General features: G+C 73.5%; 14 protein-coding genes. 5 read left to right on the top strand and 9 right to left on the bottom strand.

All coding sequences use genetic code 11. From position 1 onward, the window contains the following. Window positions 1–55: 55 nt before the first annotated feature. Window positions 56–490 carry an SPW repeat protein gene (locus ACZ60X_RS13195; protein WP_469597206.1) on the top strand — a complete coding sequence of 145 codons (435 nt, stop codon included), beginning with the start codon at window positions 56–58 and terminating at the stop codon, window positions 488–490. A gap of 371 nt (window positions 491–861) precedes the next feature. Here ACZ60X_RS13195 and ACZ60X_RS13190 read toward each other — a convergent pair whose 3' ends face one another. Then, window positions 862–1,374 carry a GNAT family N-acetyltransferase gene (locus ACZ60X_RS13190; RefSeq protein ID WP_469597203.1) on the bottom strand — a complete coding sequence of 171 codons (513 nt, stop codon included), beginning with the start codon at window positions 1,372–1,374 and terminating at the stop codon, window positions 862–864. Between the two features lie 63 nt (window positions 1,375–1,437). After that, window positions 1,438–2,871, bottom strand: a complete 1,434-nt coding sequence (locus ACZ60X_RS13185) for an APC family permease (protein WP_469597201.1) — start codon at window positions 2,869–2,871, stop codon at window positions 1,438–1,440. Between the two features lie 137 nt (window positions 2,872–3,008). Here ACZ60X_RS13185 and ACZ60X_RS13180 point away from each other — a divergent pair, with 137 nt between their 5' ends. Together ACZ60X_RS13180 and ACZ60X_RS13175 are read left to right on the top strand one after the other, a co-directional pair. After that, complete coding sequence (locus tag ACZ60X_RS13180) at window positions 3,009–4,238, top strand: ROK family transcriptional regulator (RefSeq protein WP_469597198.1); 1,230 nt, start codon at window positions 3,009–3,011, stop codon at window positions 4,236–4,238. 72 nt (window positions 4,239–4,310) lie between these two features. After that, window positions 4,311–7,031, top strand: a complete 2,721-nt coding sequence (locus ACZ60X_RS13175) for a glycoside hydrolase family 2 protein (RefSeq protein ID WP_469597195.1) — start codon at window positions 4,311–4,313, stop codon at window positions 7,029–7,031. Between the two features lie 58 nt (window positions 7,032–7,089). On the opposite strand, the gene ACZ60X_RS13170 is transcribed toward ACZ60X_RS13175, so the two are convergent. From ACZ60X_RS13170 to ACZ60X_RS13160, 3 genes are all read right to left on the bottom strand, one after another. Then, window positions 7,090–8,553: a hydrolase gene (locus tag ACZ60X_RS13170; protein WP_469597192.1), complete on the bottom strand. Its 1,464-nt coding sequence runs from the start codon at window positions 8,551–8,553 to the stop codon at window positions 7,090–7,092. Window positions 8,554–8,728: 175 nt separating this feature from the next. After that, the gene (locus ACZ60X_RS13165) at window positions 8,729–9,505 is read right to left on the bottom strand and encodes a GNAT family N-acetyltransferase (protein WP_469597190.1); all 777 of its coding nucleotides are present in this window, start codon (window positions 9,503–9,505) and stop codon (window positions 8,729–8,731) included. Window positions 9,506–9,545: 40 nt separating this feature from the next. Then, window positions 9,546–9,932: a MerR family transcriptional regulator gene (locus tag ACZ60X_RS13160; protein ID WP_469597186.1), complete on the bottom strand. Its 387-nt coding sequence runs from the start codon at window positions 9,930–9,932 to the stop codon at window positions 9,546–9,548. A gap of 69 nt (window positions 9,933–10,001) precedes the next feature. Here ACZ60X_RS13160 and ACZ60X_RS13155 point away from each other — a divergent pair, with 69 nt between their 5' ends. After that, entirely contained in the window at window positions 10,002–11,300 is a 1,299-nt protein-coding gene (locus tag ACZ60X_RS13155; protein ID WP_469597184.1) for an MFS transporter, read from the top strand. A 185-nt stretch (window positions 11,301–11,485) separates the two neighbouring features. Here ACZ60X_RS13155 and ACZ60X_RS13150 read toward each other — a convergent pair whose 3' ends face one another. The 3 genes from ACZ60X_RS13150 to ACZ60X_RS13140 all read right to left on the bottom strand — a co-directional run bounded on the left by ACZ60X_RS13150 (window position 11,486) and on the right by ACZ60X_RS13140 (window position 13,576). After that, the gene (locus tag ACZ60X_RS13150; protein ID WP_469597182.1) at window positions 11,486–12,340 is read right to left on the bottom strand and encodes a GNAT family N-acetyltransferase; all 855 of its coding nucleotides are present in this window, start codon (window positions 12,338–12,340) and stop codon (window positions 11,486–11,488) included. Beyond that, window positions 12,337–12,837, bottom strand: a complete 501-nt coding sequence (locus ACZ60X_RS13145; protein WP_469597178.1) for a hypothetical protein — start codon at window positions 12,835–12,837, stop codon at window positions 12,337–12,339. Before ACZ60X_RS13145 ends, ACZ60X_RS13150 begins: the two co-directional genes overlap by 4 nt. Window positions 12,838–12,907: 70 nt before the next feature. Further along, window positions 12,908–13,576, bottom strand: coding sequence for a chaplin (locus tag ACZ60X_RS13140; RefSeq protein WP_469597176.1), 669 nt, complete (start codon window positions 13,574–13,576; stop codon window positions 12,908–12,910). Window positions 13,577–13,860: 284 nt separating this feature from the next. On the opposite strand from ACZ60X_RS13140, the gene ACZ60X_RS13135 reads away from it, so the two are divergent. Further along, entirely contained in the window at window positions 13,861–15,495 is a 1,635-nt protein-coding gene (locus ACZ60X_RS13135) for an alpha/beta hydrolase (protein ID WP_469597174.1), read from the top strand. A gap of 610 nt (window positions 15,496–16,105) precedes the next feature. Here the strand turns inward: ACZ60X_RS13135 and asnB are convergent. Next, on the bottom strand, window positions 16,106–17,947 hold the full coding sequence (gene asnB, locus ACZ60X_RS13130) for an asparagine synthase (glutamine-hydrolyzing) (protein WP_469597171.1): 1,842 nt from the start codon (window positions 17,945–17,947) through the stop codon (window positions 16,106–16,108). Window positions 17,948–18,816 lie beyond the last annotated feature (869 nt).

Genomic DNA, 18,816 nt, shown 5'->3' with positions numbered 1-18,816 from the left:
GTATCCCGCACCGCACCAGACGCGGTCTGGTCTGCGAAGCCAAAGGAGACGAGACATGGCCAACCTGCACAGGGGCGATCTGTCGACTCACCCTGATGTCTCCGAAATGCGGGAACGCTACGCCCGTATGCTCGGCGGTCGTGATGTCGCGCTCGTGGACGGTCCGGTGTTCCTGCTCGGCCTGTACTGCGCGGCGTCCCCCTGGATCGTGCACTACACGACGAGCCAGCCCGCGCTCATGACGCACAACCTGATCATGGGGATAGCGATCGGCCTGCTGGCTCTCGGCTTCACCAGGGCCCCCGAGCGGATGTACGGCCTGAGCTGGGCCATGTGCGCCCTGGGCGTCTGGCTGATCATCGCCCCGTGGATCGTGGGCACCGGACCCGACGCGGGCGTGATCATCAACAACGTCGTCATCGGCGCGCTGGCACTCGTCCTCGGACTGGTCTGCGCCGGTACGGCGGCGAGGAGCGCACCCAGGCCGTAGCCGCGGGCGCGAGCGGGAGGCGACACGCCAGAGCGACGGCACAGAGAACGACGACACGGAAGGGAGGAAGAGACGGGACAAGGAAGAACCGGCGACCGTGCGGGGCCGGTCCGCTCGGCGGACCGGCCTCTTCCGCGCCTGTTCGGCCGCCGGGCACCAGCCAGGGCTCCCACGCGTCCAGCGGCGACGCGAGGCCGGACGGCACGGCAGGCCCCCCTCCCTGGTCTCCGGGCCGGGCGCGTCCAGGTGCTGACCGGCCGGACGGGCGGACCGCCCTGCGGGAGCCGGGCTCTGCCGTCGGACTCGTCGCGGTGACCTCGGCAGCCGGTGGTCGGACCGGCGCCGGTGAGCGCCTCCCGGGCCCGGTGCGGTCAGCCGGTCACGGTGAACGAGATCCACACGTCCAAGGGCGCCTCCGGCCGGCCCGGCACCGGCCGCGGCTCGCGCTTCCAGGCGTCCCCGGCGAGGTCCCGGGCGACCTGCGGCCAGAACCGCAGTGCGGCGGGGTTGTTGTCCTGGTAGGCGATCTCCCAGTCGCCGGGATGCCGGCGCAGCACCTCCCGCACGGCCCGGGAGCCGATCCCGAGCCGCCGCGCCCCGCGCACCACGAAGAAGCTGTTCAGCACCCGCACCGGCGCGTCCAGCGCCCGCACGAAGGAGAAGCCGACCGGGTGCCCGTCGTGGACGAACAGGTACGGCGCCCATTCCGGCCGGGTGAAGGCGTACTCGACGCGCTCGGCCCGGAAGGCGCCGTCGGGGCCGGGCAGGGTGCCCCGGAACTCGGACAGGTCGTGGAAGAACATCAGCCACAGCCGTTCGACGGCGGGCCGGTCGTCGGGGGTCGCGGGGCGGACTGTCACGTCCGCCGGAAGTGTCTCGGTCATGAACGGCAGCATCCCCGACGGACGCGGTGTCCGATCGGGGATGCTCACGAAGACCCCGTAACTCTAGCTCTCCTCAAGGGCGTTGGGCTCCTCGGTGACCTCCTTGGCGCCGAACGGCCACGCCTTCTCCCGCCGGGCCCAGACCAGGAAGGCCGCGCAGCCTAGGGCCAGCCAGGCCAGGGACCATTCGATGGGGTGGCGGCCCGGGGAGTTCTCGTCGGCGTAGCCGTAGATCACGCACCAGCCCACGAACGCGAGGATGCCCGGCAGCGGGTAGAGCCACATCCGGTACGGGCGGGCCAGCCCCGGCTGCCGTCTGCGCAGCACGGTCAGCGCGATGATCTGGGCGAGCGCCTGGACGATCACCATGACCGTAGTGAGCAACTGGATCAGCGTGGCGAGGTCGGTGTGCCGGCCGAGCAGGAAGCCGGCCGCGGTGATCACCCCCATCGTCGCCAGTCCCAGCACGGGAAAGCGGTGCCGGGGGTGCAGCTTCCCGTACGGCCGGAAGAAGACGCGGTCGCGGGCCGCGTCGTACGGCACCCGGGAGCCGCCGAGCAGGCCGGTGAAGACGGAGGCGAACGCGGTGACGAGGATCAGTACGGTCACCACGTCGGCGGCACCCCTGCCCCAGGTCCGCTCCAGCACCGCCGAGGCCACCGAGGTGGAGGCGATGTCGTGCGGGTCGGTCATCCGGCGCCAGTCGATCACGCCGAGGGTGCCGACCTGGAGCAGCAGATAGATCGCCATGATGCCGAGGATGGAGAGGACGACCGAGCGCGGGAGGTTCCGGCCCGGGTCCTTGATCTCGGCGCCCATGTAGGCCGTCGTGTTGTAGCCGAGGTAGTCGTAGATGCCGATGGTCAGGCCCGCGGCGAAGCCGAGCCAGAAGTGGTTGTCCGTCAGGTCGAAGGCGCCCGCCGGGTAGGTGAAGGCCCGGTGCGGGCTGAAGTCGGTGGCCGCGGCGGCGATGACCAGCACCACCGAGGCGATCATCACGGTCCACATCACGGCGGTGATCCGGGCGATGTGCTCGATGCCGCGCCAGAGCAGGAGCACGACGAGCGCGATGACGCCGAGGCCGATCAGATCGCCCGCCGTCGGTCCGAGGCCGGGGGCGAGATAGCCCAGGTACTGCACGAAGCCGACCACACCGGTGGACATGATCAGCGGGATGAAGAGCATCGCCGTCCACACGAACAGGAACGGCATCAGCCGGCCGGTGCGGTACTGGAAGGCCTGGCGCAGATAGACGTAGCTGCCGCCGGAGCCGGGCATGGCGGCGCCCAGTTCGGCCCAGACCAGTCCGTCGGCGAGCGCGAGGACGGCGCCCGCGACGAAGCCGACGACCGCCTGCGGGCCGCCGAACGCGGCGACCATGAGCGGGATCGTCACGAACGGGCCGATGCCGCACATCTGGCTCATGTTGATGGCCGTGGCCTGGAACAGGCCGACACGGCGGACGAAACCACCCGTGGGCGGCGGGCTACCGGACATGGGGACTCCTGACGCGACGGGCGCGCGGCCCGCGTGATCACGCGACGACTCGCCCGGGCCGGACTGACTGGGCGATAAAGTTAAGGAGCCTTACTAGCTGCGTCAAGTAGGCGTCAGGAATGCGGGAGAATGGTGCGATGGCCGCGAGCGACGTCATAGAGCAGCAGGAACAGCCCTGGAACCGGCAGCGGCTGCGCAGCACCAACGAGCGGCTGCTGCTGGACCGGCTGCGCACCCGGGGCCCGGCCTCGCGCGCCCAACTCGCCCGCGAGACGGGCCTGTCGAAGCCGACGGTCTCCAGCGCGCTGGCCTCGCTCGCCGGGGCCGGCCTGGTGCGCGAGGTCGGCACCCACGCCCCGGAGCGCGGCCGCACCGCCGTGCTCTACGCGCCCGACCCCACCGCGGGGCACGCCCTCGGCGTCGACATCGGCCGGGGCTGGCTGCGCGTGGCCGTGTCCGACCTCGACGGCACGCTCGTCGCCCGCAGCGACGTGCGCAACCGGGCCCGCACCTCGGCCGCGCTGACGGACCTGGTCGTGGGCACCGCCCGCCAGGTGATCGCGGGCTCCGGGGTGGACCCGGCCGACGTGGTGCACGGGGTGATCGGCACGCCGGGCGTCTACGACGAGGAGCGGCGGCGGGTGCGGTACGCGATGCATCTGCCGGGCTGGGGGCGGGCGGGGCTGGTCGACCGGATGCGCGAGGAGCTGGGCGTGCCCCTGGAGGTGCACAACGACGCCAACCTGGCCGCGCTCGGCGAGTACACGTACGGCGTCGGCAGCGGCAGCCGGCTGTTCGCGTACATTCTCATCGGCACCGGCCTCGGCATGGGCGTGGTCAGCGAGGGGCGGCTGTTCACGGGGGCGCGCGGGCTGGCCGGCGAGATCGGGTTCCTGCCCTGGCCGGGGCTGCGCGAGCCGCGGCGACTGGAGGACGCGGTCTCCGGGGTGGCCGTGGTGGAGGCCGCCCGGCGGTTCGGCATGCGCGGGCAGCTCACGGCGAAGGCCGTCTTCGACGCGGCCCGGCAGGGGCGTGCGGCCGCCGTCAAGGCGGTGGAGCTGGAGGCCGAGCGGATCGCGCACACCGTGGCGGCGGCCGCCGCCGTCCTCGACCCGGACCTCGTGGTGCTCGGCGGCGGCGTCGGCCACAGTGTCGACCTCCTGCTGCGGCCGGTCCGGGAGCAGGTGCGGGCCCTCACCCCGCTGCGCCCGCGCATCGCCCCGAGCGGGCTCGGCGAGGACGCGGTGCTGCTGGGCGCGGTGGCCACGGCACTGGACACGGCCCGGGAGCTGGTGTTCGCACGCCGTGCGGGTGGCGCCCGCGAGGCGTCCGGACCGCCGAAATCCCGTGTCGGCCGGGGTCGTTGACATGCCCCGCGCGGCGCCCTAGCGTGTCCCAAATTAGTAAAGTTTCCTAACTTTACGAGGCTGGAGCCCGCCGTGTTCCCTCGCCCCGCCCCCGTGGCGCGCCGGTACGCCCTCACCGCGCTGGTCCTCGGCCTGCTCGGCTGCTCGCTGACGAACGGCGCCTGGGCCGGTGCCCGGCAGCGGCCGGCGCCGGTCCCGGTCACGCGCGTCGCCTCCGCGGCCGGCACCGCCACCCCGCTCGCCGGCTACGCCATCCAGTCCTCGGCGAAGGTGACCGACTCCGCCGCCGCCGTCTCCTCCCCCGGCTACCCGGCGCGGGGCTGGTATCCGGCGGGCCCGCGCTCCACGGTGCTGGCCGCGCTGCTCGCCGACGGCGTCTACCCCGACCCGTTCTTCTCCGTCAACCAGCGCAAGATCCCGCGGGCCGCCTTCCAGGTCCCCTGGTGGTACCGCTCCGACTTCACCGTCCAGGACACCGCCCGGCGCACCTTCCTCGACGTCAGCGGGGTCGTCCCGGCGGCCGACGTGTATGTCGACGGCCACCGGGTCGCGACCGCCGAGGACGTCTCCGGCGTCTACACGCGCCATGAACTGGACATCACCTCGCTGGTGCGGCCCGGCACCAACAGCGTCGCCTTCCGGGTGCGGCCCAACGACCCGGACAAGGACCTGAGCGTGGGCTGGCTCGACTGGCTCCAGCCGCCGCCCGACCGGAACACGGGAATCGTCCGGGACGTCCTGGTGCGCCGCGGCGGCCCGGTCGCGCTGCGCGACGCGCACGTGGTCACCCGGCTGGCCGTGCCGTCGCTCGCCACCGCCGAGCTGACGGTGCGGGCGCGGGCCCGCAACGACACCGGCGCGCCGGTCACGGCCGAGATCACCGGCCGCCTCGGCGCGGCGCGCTTCACCCGGCGGATCCCGCTCGCCGCGCACGAGACGAGGACCGTCGCCTTCTCCTCCGCCGACGCCCCCGGCCTGCGCCTGCACGCGCCGAGGGTGTGGTGGCCGGCCGGGATGGGCGGACAGCCGCTGTACGACCTCCGCCTGACCGCGTCCGTCGCCGGTACGGTGTCGGACACCGCGCACGAGCGCTTCGGCGTGCGCGACGTCCGGGCGCCGCTGAACGCCGACGGCGCCCGCCGGTACCGGATCAACGGCCGCCCGCTGCCGATCAGGGGCGGCGGCTGGTCGCCCGACGAGTTCCTGCGCTGGGACGACCGCTACGTCGCGGACCGGCTGGCGTACGCCGTCGACCTCGGCCTGAACACGATCCGCCTCGAAGGGCACCTGGAGCCGGACGAGTTCTTCGACCTGGCCGACCGCTACGGTGTGCTGACCCTGCCTGGCTGGGAGTGCTGTGACAAGTGGGAGGGCAACGTCCACGGCTCGGGCGAGCCCGGCCGGCCGTGGACCGCCGCCGACTACCCGGTGGCGAAGGCGTCCATGGCCGCCGAGGCCGCCCGGCTGCGCGACCACCCCAGCGTGATCTCCTTCCTGATCGGCAGCGACTTCGCCCCCGACGCGAAGATCGAGAAGACCTATCTGGACGCGCTGAAGGCCGCCGACTGGAGCGTCCCGGTGATCTCCGCCGCCTCGGACAGATCCTCGCCGCTGCTGGGCCGTTCGGGCATGAAGATGACCGGGCCGTACGACTGGGTGCCGCCGGGCTACTGGTACGCCAAACGCGAGGGCGGGGCTACCGGCTTCAACTCCGAGACGAGCGCGGGCCCGAGCATCCCCACCCTCGACACCCTGCGCCGCATGCTCACTCCGGCCGAACTCGACACCCTGTGGAAGAACCCGGGCGCCACGCAGTACCACCGCTCGCCCTCCCCGGTCTTCGGCACGCTGAAGATCTACGACACCGCGCTCGCCGCCCGCTACGGCGCCCCGAAGAGCCTCGCCGACTACGTCCGCAAGGCCCAGCTGGCCCAGTACGAGGACGTCCGCGCCCAGTTCGAGGCGTACGGCCGCAACGCGACCGACGCCACGCGGCCCGCCACCGGGGTGATCCACTGGATGTTCGACAGCGGCTGGACGTCCCTGCACTGGCAGCTGACCGACCGCTACCTCGACCAGGGCGGCTCGTACTTCGGCGCGAGGAAGGCGAACGAGCCGCTGCACATCCAGTACGGGTACGACCGTCGCGACGTCGCCGTCGTGAACCGCCGGCACGAGGCGGCACGCGGACTCACCGCACGGGCCGCCCTCTTCGCGCCCGACGGCACCCGGGTGTACGACCGGAGGGTGCGCGGGATCTCGGTGGACGGCGACGGCGCGCACGCCACCCCGCTCACCCTGCCCGCCTCGGTGGGCGGACTGCCGCGGACGTATCTGCTCCGGCTGGACCTGACGGACGCGACCGGCAGGGAGGTCAGCCGGAACGTGTACTGGCTCTCCACCCGGCCCGACACCCTCGACTGGTCCGGCACCACCTGGTATTACACCCCGACGACCGGATACGCCGACCTCGCCGGGCTCGCCTCGATGGCCCCGGCGCCCGTGTCGGCGACGGCGGCCACGCGGGCGGCGGACGGAACGGCGCGTACGACGGTCACGCTGCGCAACGACGGGGGCGGCAGGACCCCGGCCCTGCTGACGGACGTGCATCTCGTGGACGCGCACGGCACGCCGGTGCTTCCGGTGCGCTGGTCGGACAACGAGGTGAGCCTGTGGCCGGGCGAGTCGGTGACGCTGACGGCCACCTACCGGGCGGCCGATCTGCACGGCTCGGCGCCGGGGGTGCGGGTCTCGGGCTGGAACACGCCGGAGCGGACCGTCCCGGCGGCGTGACGGGGACGAGGGTGCGGGGGCGGACCCGGCCGGGCCCGCCCCCGCTTCGGTGTGCCGCTCAGGCGACGCTCAGCGCGGTGTCGTCCACGACGAACGACGTCTGGTACTTGGAGCCCTCGGTGCCGGTGAACTTCACCGTGACGGTCTGGCCGGCGTAGGCGCTGAGGTCGAAGCTGCGCTGGGTGTAGCCGGAGGCCGCGTTGAGGTTCGAGTACGTGGCCAGGGTGCCCAGGACCGTGCCGGAGCTGCCCAGGACCTGGACCTTGAGGGTGTCGTAGGCCGTGCTGGTCGTGGTCTCGGCCGTGTCGATGTGCAGGTAGAAGCTGAGCTTGGCCGTGCAGCCGGACGGGATGGTCACCGACTGGGAGAGGGTGTCGGTGGTGGCGTAGCCGTTGCCGTCGAGCCAGGCGTAGTACGAGCCCGAACGGGCGCTCTCGCCGGTGGAGTTGGTGATGACGCCGCTCGTGGCGCTCCAGGCGGAGTTGCCGGACTCGAAGCCGGGGTCGGTGAGGAGCTGGGCGGCGGTGCAGGTGCCGGTGCCGCCGCCCGTGCCGCCGCCCGTGCCGCCGCCACTGGTGCCGCTCGCGCCGGAGAGCCATTCGGTGGCGTTGAGGGCGAGGGCCGCGTTGGTGGCGCCCGAGTCGTTCCAGCCGTCGTACAGGGTGTTGCCGGGCTGGCCGGTGCCGTCGTCGATCGGGGAGCTGTCGCCCCAGAAGGCGACCCGACCGCTGCCGAAGGTGCTGGTCAGGAAGAACGCGCCGGTGTTGCCCGAGTAACCGGTGCGGTACAGCAGGCCCTTGGCCGCGGAGTTGTCCGCCGGTTTGAGGGTGGCCGTGGTGCCGTTGGCGATGAGGCTCTTGGTGACCGTGCCGAAGGAGCCGTGCAGCACCGGGTCGGTGCTGTCGCTGATGGCGGCCGGGTGGTCGGAGGCGATGTTCAGCGCGTCGATCGAGAAGCCGAACGGGTCACTGGAGTCGACGCTGTTGTTGGTCATCAGGTCGTTGAGGATCTGGACCGCGTCGTAGCCGTCGTTGTTGCGGTCGGCCCCGCTGTGGTCGGAGATCATGAACAGCCCGCCGCCGTTCTTCACGAAGTTCATGATCGCCGTCTTCTCGGCGCTGGTGAACAGCGTGTTGGGCTCCGGCAGCACCAGCGTGTCGAAGTTCGACAGGTCCAGCGAGGAGGAGCCGCCGTAGCTGAGGCTGGAGCCCGACGGCAGCGTCTTCAGGCTGTAGTTGCCCGTCTTCTGCAGGTCGACGCCCCAGGAGGACAGTGCGCCGGTCCAGTCGGTCTCGACGGACGGGGACGCGTTCTCGCCGAGCGGGTCGGGCTGGCTGGTGGAGATGATCCAGTCGGCGTTGCCGGCCGTCTCGGCGTGCGCGTTGTCGAACAGGACGCGATGCGTCGTCGCCGCGTGGGCGGGGGTACCGGTGCCGACCTGGACGGCGGCTCCGGTGAGGAGCAGCCCGAGTCCGGCCAGGGCGCTGGTGAGTGTGCGGCGGGATCTCCTGGATCCAAGCATCCGGCGAACCTCCTTGAGGGGTGGGGAGTGGCGGTGGGGGACGCCAAATCTGCGCGCGTAGAGCCGGGTTGAGGGTTCTACACGCGTGGACTGGTTGAAAGGTACATGGCATGAAGGTGCGGTGAACAGAAGGTCCCGGCAATGAAGGGCCGGATCCCAGCCCCGGTGGTGGCGCTCAACTCCCGTACAGGTACGGCGTGGTGGTGCTCAGGGCGTGGAAGCCGAGGCGCTGGAGGATCGGGCGGCTCATGGGTGAGGCGTCGACCTGGAGGTAGCGGTAGCCGCGAGCGGCCGCCACCCGGGCACGATGGGCGACCAGGGCGCGGTAGACGCCCCGGCCGCGCCAGGCCTCGACGGTGCCGCCGCCCCACAGTCCGGCGAACGCCGTGCCGGGCACCAGTTCCATCCGGGCGGCGCTGACCGGCTCGTCCCCCGCGAGCGCGACCACCGCGACGACCGTGCCGGGGTCGGCGGCGAGCCGGGCGAGCAGCCGGTGGCGCAGCCGGGTGCCGTCGGTACCGAAGGCCTTCTCGTGCACGCCCACGACGAGTTCCACCCCGGCCTCGTCGGCCGCCTCCACGAGCCGGACCCCCTCGGGCGGTGCGGCGTCCAGGGCGAGCCGGCCGGTCTCGCCGACGAGCAGGGCCTCCTCGGGCTCGGCCCGGAACCCGGCCGCGGTGAGCCGGGCCCCGAGGTCGTCCGGCCGGTCGTGGCCGTAGAGCTTCCACTCGAAGTCCCGGCCGAGCGAGGTGAAACGGTCGATCTGCTCGCGGATCGCCCGGTCGGCGCCGGCCGCGTCGAGGCCGCTCCAGAGCACGCCGTTCCAGCCCTGGGCGTCGGCGACCTGGCGCACCACCGCGCCGGCCCGTTCGACCCGGGCTCCGGGGCCGTCCGGGTGTGCCCGCTCGCGCACGTCCCGGTCGTAGAGGGCGAGTACCGCTGTGTGATCCATGCCCCCAGCCGACCAGGTCGGCCCCCGCCGGGCAACGGGATTACCGCGCGTCGGGGCCGGGGCCGGCCGGCCGTACCACGGCGAGGTAGGCGGCGAGCCGGTCGCGGTTGCGGGCCAGGCAGTCGATGCGGGCCTGGATGCGGTCGAGGTGCCCCTGGAGCAGTGCGGCCGTCCGCGCGCTCACGCACGCGGCGGGCGGGTGCAGTTCGCCGGGTGCGGAGAGGTACGGCAGGATCACGCGGATCATCTCCGTGGTGAGCCCGGAGTCCAGCAGGCCCCGGATCTGCTGGACGTCGGCCACGGCGGACTCGGGGTACGTGCGGTAGCCGTTGCCGGCGCGCTCGGGGTGCAGCAGGTCCTGCTCCTCGTAGTAGCGCAGCAGCCGGGTGGCGACACCGGTGCGGCGCGACAGTTCACCGATGCGCATGGGCGGGCCCCCGGTCCGAGTCGGCCGTGCTTGACCTTCACACTGATGTGAGGCTCCGACCATGGTCGCATGCCTGAGTCTTTTGCGTCTTCCCAGGTCAGCGGCGGCCGGTTGCCGTGGTCGGGGCTCCTCGCCCTGTCCTGCGCCGCGTTCACTGCCGTCGTGACGGAACTCCTCCCGGCCGGCCTGCTGCCCGCGATGGCCCCGCCGCTCGGGGTCGCGGAGTCCCGGATCGGCTTCCTCGTCACCGCCTACGCGGCCGTGTCGTTCGCTGCGGCGGTCCCGTTCACCGCGGCCCTGCGCGGGCTGCCGCGGCGGGTGGTGCTGTGCGGGGCCCTGCTGGGATTCGCCGTGAGCAACGCGGTCGTGGCGCTGTCCTCGTCGTATCCGCTGACCGTGGCGGCCCGGCTGGCGGCCGGCGCGATGGGCGGCACGCTGTGGGCGATGCTGGTCGGCTACGCGGCCCGGATGGTGCCGGCCGCGCGGCGCGGGCGGGCCATCGCGATCGTGCTCGCCGGGATCACCCTGGCCCTGTCGCTCGGGGTGCCGGCCGGCACGGCGCTGGCCGGTGCGGTGGGCTGGCGGGCGGCCTTCGGCGCGCTGGCCGTGCTCGCCCTGCTGCTCGTGGTCTGGATACGGCAGTGCGTGCCCGGCTTCCCCGGTGAGCCGTCGCACGCGCGCGTGCCGCTCGTCCGGGTCGCCCGGCGCCCCGGGATCCGCCCCGTGCTGGCCGTGACGCTGTTCCTGCTGCTGGGCCACCAGGTGATGTACACGTACGTCGCCCCGTTCGCCGCGCACGCCGGATACGGCCGTACGGGCCTGCTGCTCTCGGTGTTCGGGACGGCCACGGTGGCGGGGATCTGGCTCACGGGCGTAGTGATCGACCGCCGGCCGCGCCGCGCGCTGCTGGGGGCGCTCGCCCTGTTCGCGGGCGTGCTGCCGGTGCTGGGCCTGGCCGCGGGGGTGCACGGGGTGCTAGTGGGGGCGGTCGCCGTGTGGGGCGCGGCCTTCGGCGGGGCGCCGACACTGATCCAGACCGCGCTGGTCGACGCCTCGGGTCCGGCGGACGCCGACGTGGCGACCTCGTTGCAGACGACGGTGTACAACGCGGGCATCGCCGCGGGTTCCCTCACCGGCGGTCTGGCGCTGGACACACTGGGCGCCGGCGCCCTGCCGTGGACCGCGCTCGCCCCGGCCGTGACGGCGCTCGCGGTGGTCGTGGCGGGGCGCCGCCACGCCTTCCCGGCCGTACGGCGCGCCCTTGCCCCGGAGGCGAACCGGTCGGCCGCGCCCGCCCCGGTGACCGTGCCGTGCACCGCCAAAGAGCACGAGGTACAGGGGCCGGCGGGCGACGGCGAGGCACGGTGAGCCGCGCCGGCCGCGCCGTTGTGCGGGGCCGGCGCCGTTCGGCTCGCCGCGCGACCGGGTGGGGCGCGGCCGCATCGCCTGCACGTCGCCTCCCCGGCTCAGCCGACCGACGCGCTCGCCGGGTTCGGGGTACCGCGAGGCGCCGGTGCCGCCGCCCGGCCGGGAGGCCGTGACGGCGGTGCGGCTCAGCCCAGTTCGAGCGTGGTGACGCCGAACACCCGGTGCTGGGCGTGGGCGCGGACCGGCCCGGTGTACATCCGGGCGGTCTCGAAGGAGGCGGTCAGCCCGGCCTCTTCGGCGAGCGTGACGCCGGCCGCGTTCGGCTCGGGCACGTCGACGGCCACCTCGCGTCCGGCGGCTTCGGCGGTAAGGGCGGCGAACAGGTCCCGGGCGTCCTCGGCGGTGTCGGCGAGCAGGGGGCCGATGCGCAGGCTGTCGTGGCCGGGGCGGAGCACACCGTAGCCGGTGAGGCGCTCGCCGTCGTGGCGGACGAAGGCCCGGTGGCCGGGGCCGGTGAGCCACTTCGCGAGGAAGCGGGGGCGGTCGGCCGGGTGGCAGACGCTGTCGTAGGCGGTGATCGCCGCGAGGTCGCCGGGGCCGGCCGGGCGGACCCCCGCGGGCACCTCGGCCTCGGGGGCGGTCCCGGCGAACCGGACGGTGCGGTAGGCGAGCCGGAATCCGGACTGGCGGTAGTTGTCCTGCTGGGCGACGACTCCGTCCAGGCCGACGGTGCGGTCCCCGGCGTGGGCGAGCGCCGTCTTCCAGGTCGTCAGGCCGTGGCCGCGGCCGCGCAGGTCGGGGCGGACCAGGTAGCAGCCCAGAAAGGCGTACTGCGAGCCGTAGGTGACGACCGATATGGCGGACACCGGGGCGCCGTCGATGCGGCCGAGGAAGAATCCCCCGGGGTCCTGGGCGAAGAAGGCGGGCCCGTCGGACACCCCGGGGTTCCAGCCCTCCGCCGCCGCCCACCCGGCGATCACCGGCCAGTCGTCGAGGGTGGCCTGGGTGACGACGAGGTCGTGGGGGGCCGCAGGGCTCATCGATGCGCTCCGTTTCCGTCGGGGTCGGACTTCCGTTCCGCATCCTTCCGGATCAAGAGGGGCCGCGCCACGGGGAGTTCGGCCTTCGCGGCGTCCAGCGCCAGCCGCCGCAGCGCGGGCGCCGTCGCGACGACGAACAGCCCGAACAGGGTGATCGGCGTCAGGCCCACGGGGCGCAGCAACTCCCCTGGCAGCCATGGCCAGTTGACGTACCAGTTGAGGAGGACGTCCACTGTCATCACGGTGGCCGCCAGCCGGAAACCCCAGGGCCGCAGCCACAGGGTCGCGGCGGCGGCGAGCGGGTCGAGGACGACGAGGGCGACGAAGAACACCTGCACCGGCGGCGGGCCGAACGACGCGTAGGCGTGTACTCCGCCGCGCACCAGGTACAGGGCGTGGTCGCCGGTCCCCTCCAGGAACCCGGCCGCGTAGAGCGCGAGTTGTGCCCGCGCCCGGCGCGGCAGTGCCCGCCGTCGCCCTCGTATGCCGTCCGTCACCGGCACACCGTAGCGCGCATCCGATCAGGCCCCACCGGGCCGGCGTCCGGTGGGGCCTCAGCCGAGGAAGTCAGCGGCTGCGGTGCGGGCGGAAGCGGCGGTAGAGGACGGTGCCGGCGGCCAGGAGCACGGCGCTGCCGGCGGCTGCGGGGAGGGTCGCGTCGGTTCCGGTGCGGGCCAGCGCGGACACCGGGGGCTCTGGTGCGGGCGCGGGCGGAAGCGTGTGGTGCCTGGCCGGCGCGGGGGGCGTGGCGGCCGGCGGTCGCGGGTGCCGGGGGGTGCCGTGGTCGACGGGGTCGTTCACCGACGTGTTGCCCTCGGCCGGATTGCCGACGCCGACCACGTTGACGCTGTTGCCGCTGACGTTGACCGGCAGGTCCACGGGGAGCTGGACGCCGTTGCCGGAGACCACCCCGGGCGAGCCGAGGGCGGCGCCGTGGGCGGCGGCGCCGCCGGAATGGGCCGAGCCGACCGTGCCGTGGCCCCCGGTGTTCGCGCAGCGGTTGCCCACCGCGGGGTTGAGCAGCCCCACCACGTCCACGGTGTTGCCGCACACGTTCACCGGTACGTCCACCGGGAGCTGGATGCCGTTGCCGGAGATCAGCCCGGGCGAGCCGGCCTCGGTCCCGTCGGCGGCGGCACCGTCGGCCGCGAAGGCGGCGGACACCGGCAGCGCCACGGCCATCGCGCCGGAGGCGGCGACGAGGGCGATCACACCGTTTCGGGTAGCCCGTCTCATAGTTCCCTGCCTTCCAGACATCGTCGCGGGCACTCACCCGCACCCCGTAAAACGCGAGCGAACCATCCGAGTTATGGCTTATCGGGCTTTCACCCCGTCGAGCGACAGTGATATCGAACCGTGCGTAAAGCCACTCAGTGATCAACAACAGGGTGTACAAGCGGCACATCATATGTCTCCGGGCGCCGTCCCGCTCGTGCGGAGGCGGGCGCCGCGGGGCCCGCTTATGGTGATCCGAGGGCGCCGTCCCCCTGGTCCGCGACAGGCGTCCCGGGAGGCGATCGATGCTGACCAGGCTGTCCACACGGCCCGCCGTGCGGCGCTGCGCGGGGGCCGGATTCCTCACCCTGGCGCTGCTCGGCACCGGGCTGCCGGCGGCCGCCGCGCGCCCGCAGTCCGACCGCCCGCAGCCCGACCTGACCCGTTTCTACCGGCAGAGACCGGCATGGTCGCCCTGCAAGGGCCCGGACATGCCGAAGGCCCTCCAGTGTGCCGAGGTCACCGTCCCGCTCGACTACGCCCGCCCGCGCGCGGGCACCCTCGGCATCGCCCTGGCCCGCTACCGGGCGACCGGGCCGTCCCAGGGCTCGGTCCTGCTGAACTTCGGCGGTCCGGGCGGCCCCGGCGTCAGCGAACTCGCCGCCGACGGGCGCGGGTTCATGGACCTGACCAACGGCTACGACGTGGTCACCTTCGATCCGCGCGGCGTCGGCCGCTCCTCACCCGTCAGCTGCGGCGAGGGCGCCGAGGAGGGCACGGACACGACGGGCGGCGCCCCCGACCTCGGCCATCCCCAGGAGCTGCTGCGGCAGTTGAAGCGGGCGGCCGACGCGTGCGCCCGGTACTCCGGCCCGCTCCTCGCCCATATCGGCACCGTGAACGCGGCCCGCGACCTGGATGTCATCCGCCAGGCCCTCGGCGACAAGAAGCTCAACTACCTGGGGTTCTCCTACGGGACGCGGCTCGGCGCGGTGTATTCGGCCGAGTTCCCGCACAGGGTGGGCCGCTTCGCCCTCGACGGCGTGGACACCCTGACCGAGCCGCTGTCCGAGCAGGGCGTGGCCGGCGCCCAGGGACAGCAGACCGCGCTGGACGATTTCCTGGACTGGTGTACGACGGACATCGCCTGTCCGTTCGGACGCGACCGGCGCGCGGCCGGGGACCAGGTCGTTCGGCTGGTGCGCTCGCTCGACGGGCACCCGGTGCCGACGGACTTCGGCGGCAGGTTCTCCGGGCAGGACCTGGTGGGCGCCCTGGGGCAGGGCCTGTACAGCAAGCAGCTGTGGCCCTCGCTGGAGCGGGCGGTGGCCTCGCTCGTCCAGGACGGCGACACCCGCGGTGTGCTGGCCTTCTCCACCGGTGGCGCCGGGCTGCCCGTGCGGCCGGGCACGGCGGCGCGGGCACCGGTGTCGGCCGGCGGGGTCGTCGGTCCGCAGGACATACCGGCGGACAACCTCCAGGCCGCGCTGATGGCGATCAACTGCGCGGACGACCCCGACCGGCCCGACGCGACGCGGCTCGCCAGGGATCTGAAGGACCTGCTGGTCCGCTACGAGCAGGCCTCCCCGGTCTTCGGCCGCTACCGGCTCACCCAGCTGCTCATGTGCTACGGCCGGCCCAGGGGCACCGACTTCATCCGCGACCGGGTCCGGAACGTGGACACCGCGAAGATGCTCCTCGTGGGCACGCGCGGTGATCCGGCGACGCCGTACCGGTGGACGGTGGAGACCGCCGCGCGGCTCGGCTCGTCGGCGGTGGTGCTCGACAACAAGGGCGACGGCCACACCGGGTACGCCTCCTCCCGTTGCGTGCACGAGACGGTCGACGACTTCCTGCTGTACGGCGCGCTGCCCCCGAGCGGCAGCTCCTGCCCGGCCGACGGCAAGGACTGGAGCGCCACCCTGGAACCCGGCGACTGACGACCGCCTTCCGCCGTTCCGGGGCGTCACCCGGGGCAGGCGGCGCTCCGGCCGCCGTGAACGGCCGCACGTGACCGCGACAGGGCCCCTGCACGACCGAGCCGCTCGCGCCGTACCCGCCGCCTCGGCCCTGCTGCCGGCCGCGAGTCCGGGCCAGGCCGCCACGAGCACCGGGGCCGGCTCCGGGCACGCGGGCCGTCCGCTGCGCGGAGGCGTCGCCGGCGCTCGGAGCGCGGGCCGTGCCCGGTGAACCGGCCGTGGGGCAGATGAGGGGCACCGACCGGGGCATCCGCGCGTGCGTCGTCGACCGCGTGCCGACGGTGACGTCCGGGGGCTGGACCGGGCGGCGCTCCCGGTGCCGGCGGGCGGCACCGCGGGCTGCCGGCCGACGGCGGGCGCCACCGCACGCGCGGACGTGCGGGTCCGCCGGTGACCCGGCGGACCCGCGGGCTCGCCCGGCGGACGGCCTCACCGTGGCCGCGCCGGCCGCGCACGGGGGCCGCGCCTTCACCGCCGGCCGGCCCGGCACCGGCACGCCGGCGCTGGTGTGGGAGCCGGTGACGACGTGGTGGCCGGGTCCACGCCGGCGGCGGCCGCCCGGCCGCCGGTCTCAGCCGAGCTGCAGCTCCGGCGTGTAGAGGTCCAGCCAGTGCGCGAGGTCCAGGGTGCGCTCCAGGCCGCGTCGCTGTGCCTGGCTGCTGACCTGCGTGTCGCGCTCGGCGACCGCCCGGACCCGCTCCCGGTCGAGCAGGTCGAAGACGGGGTGCGAGGGGCGGGAGAGCACCTCCTTGACCTGTTCGCGCAGGGCGACGGCGTACAGCGGGTCCTGGGTGGAGGGGTACGGGCTCTTCACCCGGTCGTACACCGAGCGCGGCAGGACGTCCGCGGCCGCTTCGCGCAGCAGGCTCTTCTCCCGGCCGTCGAAGGACTTCAGCGCCCAGGGAGCGTTGTAGACGTACTCGACCAGCCGGTGGTCGCAGAAGGGCACCCGCACCTCCAGGCCCACGGCCATGCTCATGCGGTCCTTGCGGTCGAGCAGGATGCGCACGAAGCGGGTCAGGTGCAGATGGCTGATCTGCCGCATCCGGTACTCGAAGTCGCTCTCGCCGTCCAGCCGGTCGATCCCGGCGACGGCCGTACGGTAGCCGTCGGCGATGTAGCTCTCCAGGTCGAGGGACTTGGTCAGGTCGGTGCGCAGTACGTCGGAGTCGTCGCCGAAGTCCCGCCCGAAGCGCACCAGCCAGGGGAAGGTGTCGGCGCGGCGCGCCTCTTCGTCGAAGAACTGCAGGTAGCCGCCGAAGACCTCGTCGGCGGACTCGCCGGACAGCGCGACGGTGGACTTCTCGCGGATGGCGCGGAAGAGCAGCAGCAGTGAGGAGTCCATGTCGCCGAGGCCGGAGGGCAGGTCGCGGGCGCGGATGACCTGCTCGCGCACGGCGGGGTCGGCGAGGGACTGGGCGTCGAGGACGATGTCCTGGTGCTCGGTCCCCGCCAGCTCGGCCACGTCGTGCACGAAGGGCGTGTCGGGGGTACCGCGCAGTTCGTCGGCGATGAAGTTGTCGGTCTGGCCCACGAAGTCGACGGCGAAGCTGCGGACCCGCTCGCCCTGTTCGGCCAGTTGCCGGGCGGCGATCGCGGTCATCGCGGAGGAGTCGAGGCCGCCGGAGAGCAGGGTGCAGCGCGGCACGTCGGCGACGAGCTGGCGGCGCACGATGTCGTCGAGCAGGGAGCGGACGGTGGCGATGGAGGCGGCGCGGTCGTCGGGGTGCGCGGCGGTGCGCAGCTGCCAGTAGACGCGGGTGCGCATGCCGGAGCGGTCGACGGTGACGACGGTGCCGGGCTCCACCTCGCGCATGCCGTCCCAGATCGCGTGCCCGGGCGTCTTGATCATGACGAACAGCTCGCGCAGGCCGTCCAGGGTGACCCGGCGGCGGGCCAGCGGATTGGCGAGGATGGCCTTGGGCTCGGAGCCGAACAGGACGCCGTCGGCGGTGGGGTAGTAGTAGAACGGCTTGATGCCCATGCGGTCGCGGATCATCACGAGCTTGTCGTGGCGCCCGTCCCAGACGGCGAACGCGTACATGCCGTTGAGGCGTTCGGCGACCTGGTCGCCCCATTCGAGGTAGCCGTGCAGCACGACCTCGGTGTCGGAATCGGTGGTGAACCGGTGCCCGCGGTCTATGAGTTCGCGGCGCAGTTCGGTGAAGTTGTACGCCTCGCCGGAGTAGACCATGGCGATGGTCCCGCCGGGGGTCTGCAGAGACATCGGCTGGCGGCCGCCGGGCAGATCGATGATCGCCAGACGGCGGTGCCCCAGGGCGGCCGGGCCCTCGGTCCAGGTGCCGCGGTCGTCCGGGCCCCGGCATGCCATCGTCTCGGTCATCGTATGCAATGTGGTGGGCTCGGCGGTCAGATCACGGTCGAAGGAGACCCATCCGGTGATGCCGCACATGCGCTACCTCCTGCTTCCGGTTCACGGCCGATACCCCTTTCACCTGCGCTTTCAAGCGAGGAGTGGGGTTCCGGCCGGACAACCAGTTGTATCGAGCACCTATATGACGAGCGTCCGTCAGTTGCCCGAGGCAGTCAACGCGGACGTAACACCGGCGGCTGGGGTTTCCCCCTGGTTTCGGCCGCTTTTTGCTCGCGCGAAATCCAGCAAAGCCCGTAGTACCGGGCCGTGGGCGTCATGAACCGGCCACGGGCAAAATCTTCCCCATGCTTCGGCGCCACGGCGCCTCGGCGGCTCCGCCGTACGGGCGGGCGCGGGGCCACGCCGTCCGACCTGATCCGCCGGCGCCGACCACCGCGCGCAGGCCGGCGCCACGGCTGCGCCGTCGGTCAACTCCGATACGTGTTCCCGGCGTTCGCCGGCCTGGGCACGCCGGACCCCCAGGCCGGCGGCGGTCGGGCGAGGTGGCGGGCGCCGCGACGCCGGACAGCGCGGGCCCGGCGCGTGAACGCGCCGGCGCCGGCTGATGCCGGGCCGACCGAGCACCGCGTACGACACGCCGAGCCGCCCGTGCTGATCCCGGCGGCGACCGGCAGCCGGCGGTCCGCGTGGCAGAGCGCGGCCCGCCCTGCCCACCCTTCGCGCCAAAGCGGCCGCCCGGAAGGTTCTGGCCGTGTCACCGTTCAGCGCGCCGCTCGGCGCCCTTCGGCGAAAGCGCGGCCACACGCCGACTCGACATCCGCGACCCCGCTCCGCGACGGCCCCGGTGAGACAGTGAGACCCGCCGCCCACAGCACCCCGACCCGCGCCCACCCGGAAAGCCCCGGCCCACAACTGGTCAACACCCCGCCCGGCACCACCTCACCGCC

This window comes from Streptomyces sp. NPDC104106 (assembly GCF_055584345.1).
The sequence above is the reverse complement of the archived record's forward strand: the minus strand, read 5'-3'. Positions and strand labels throughout refer to the sequence as shown.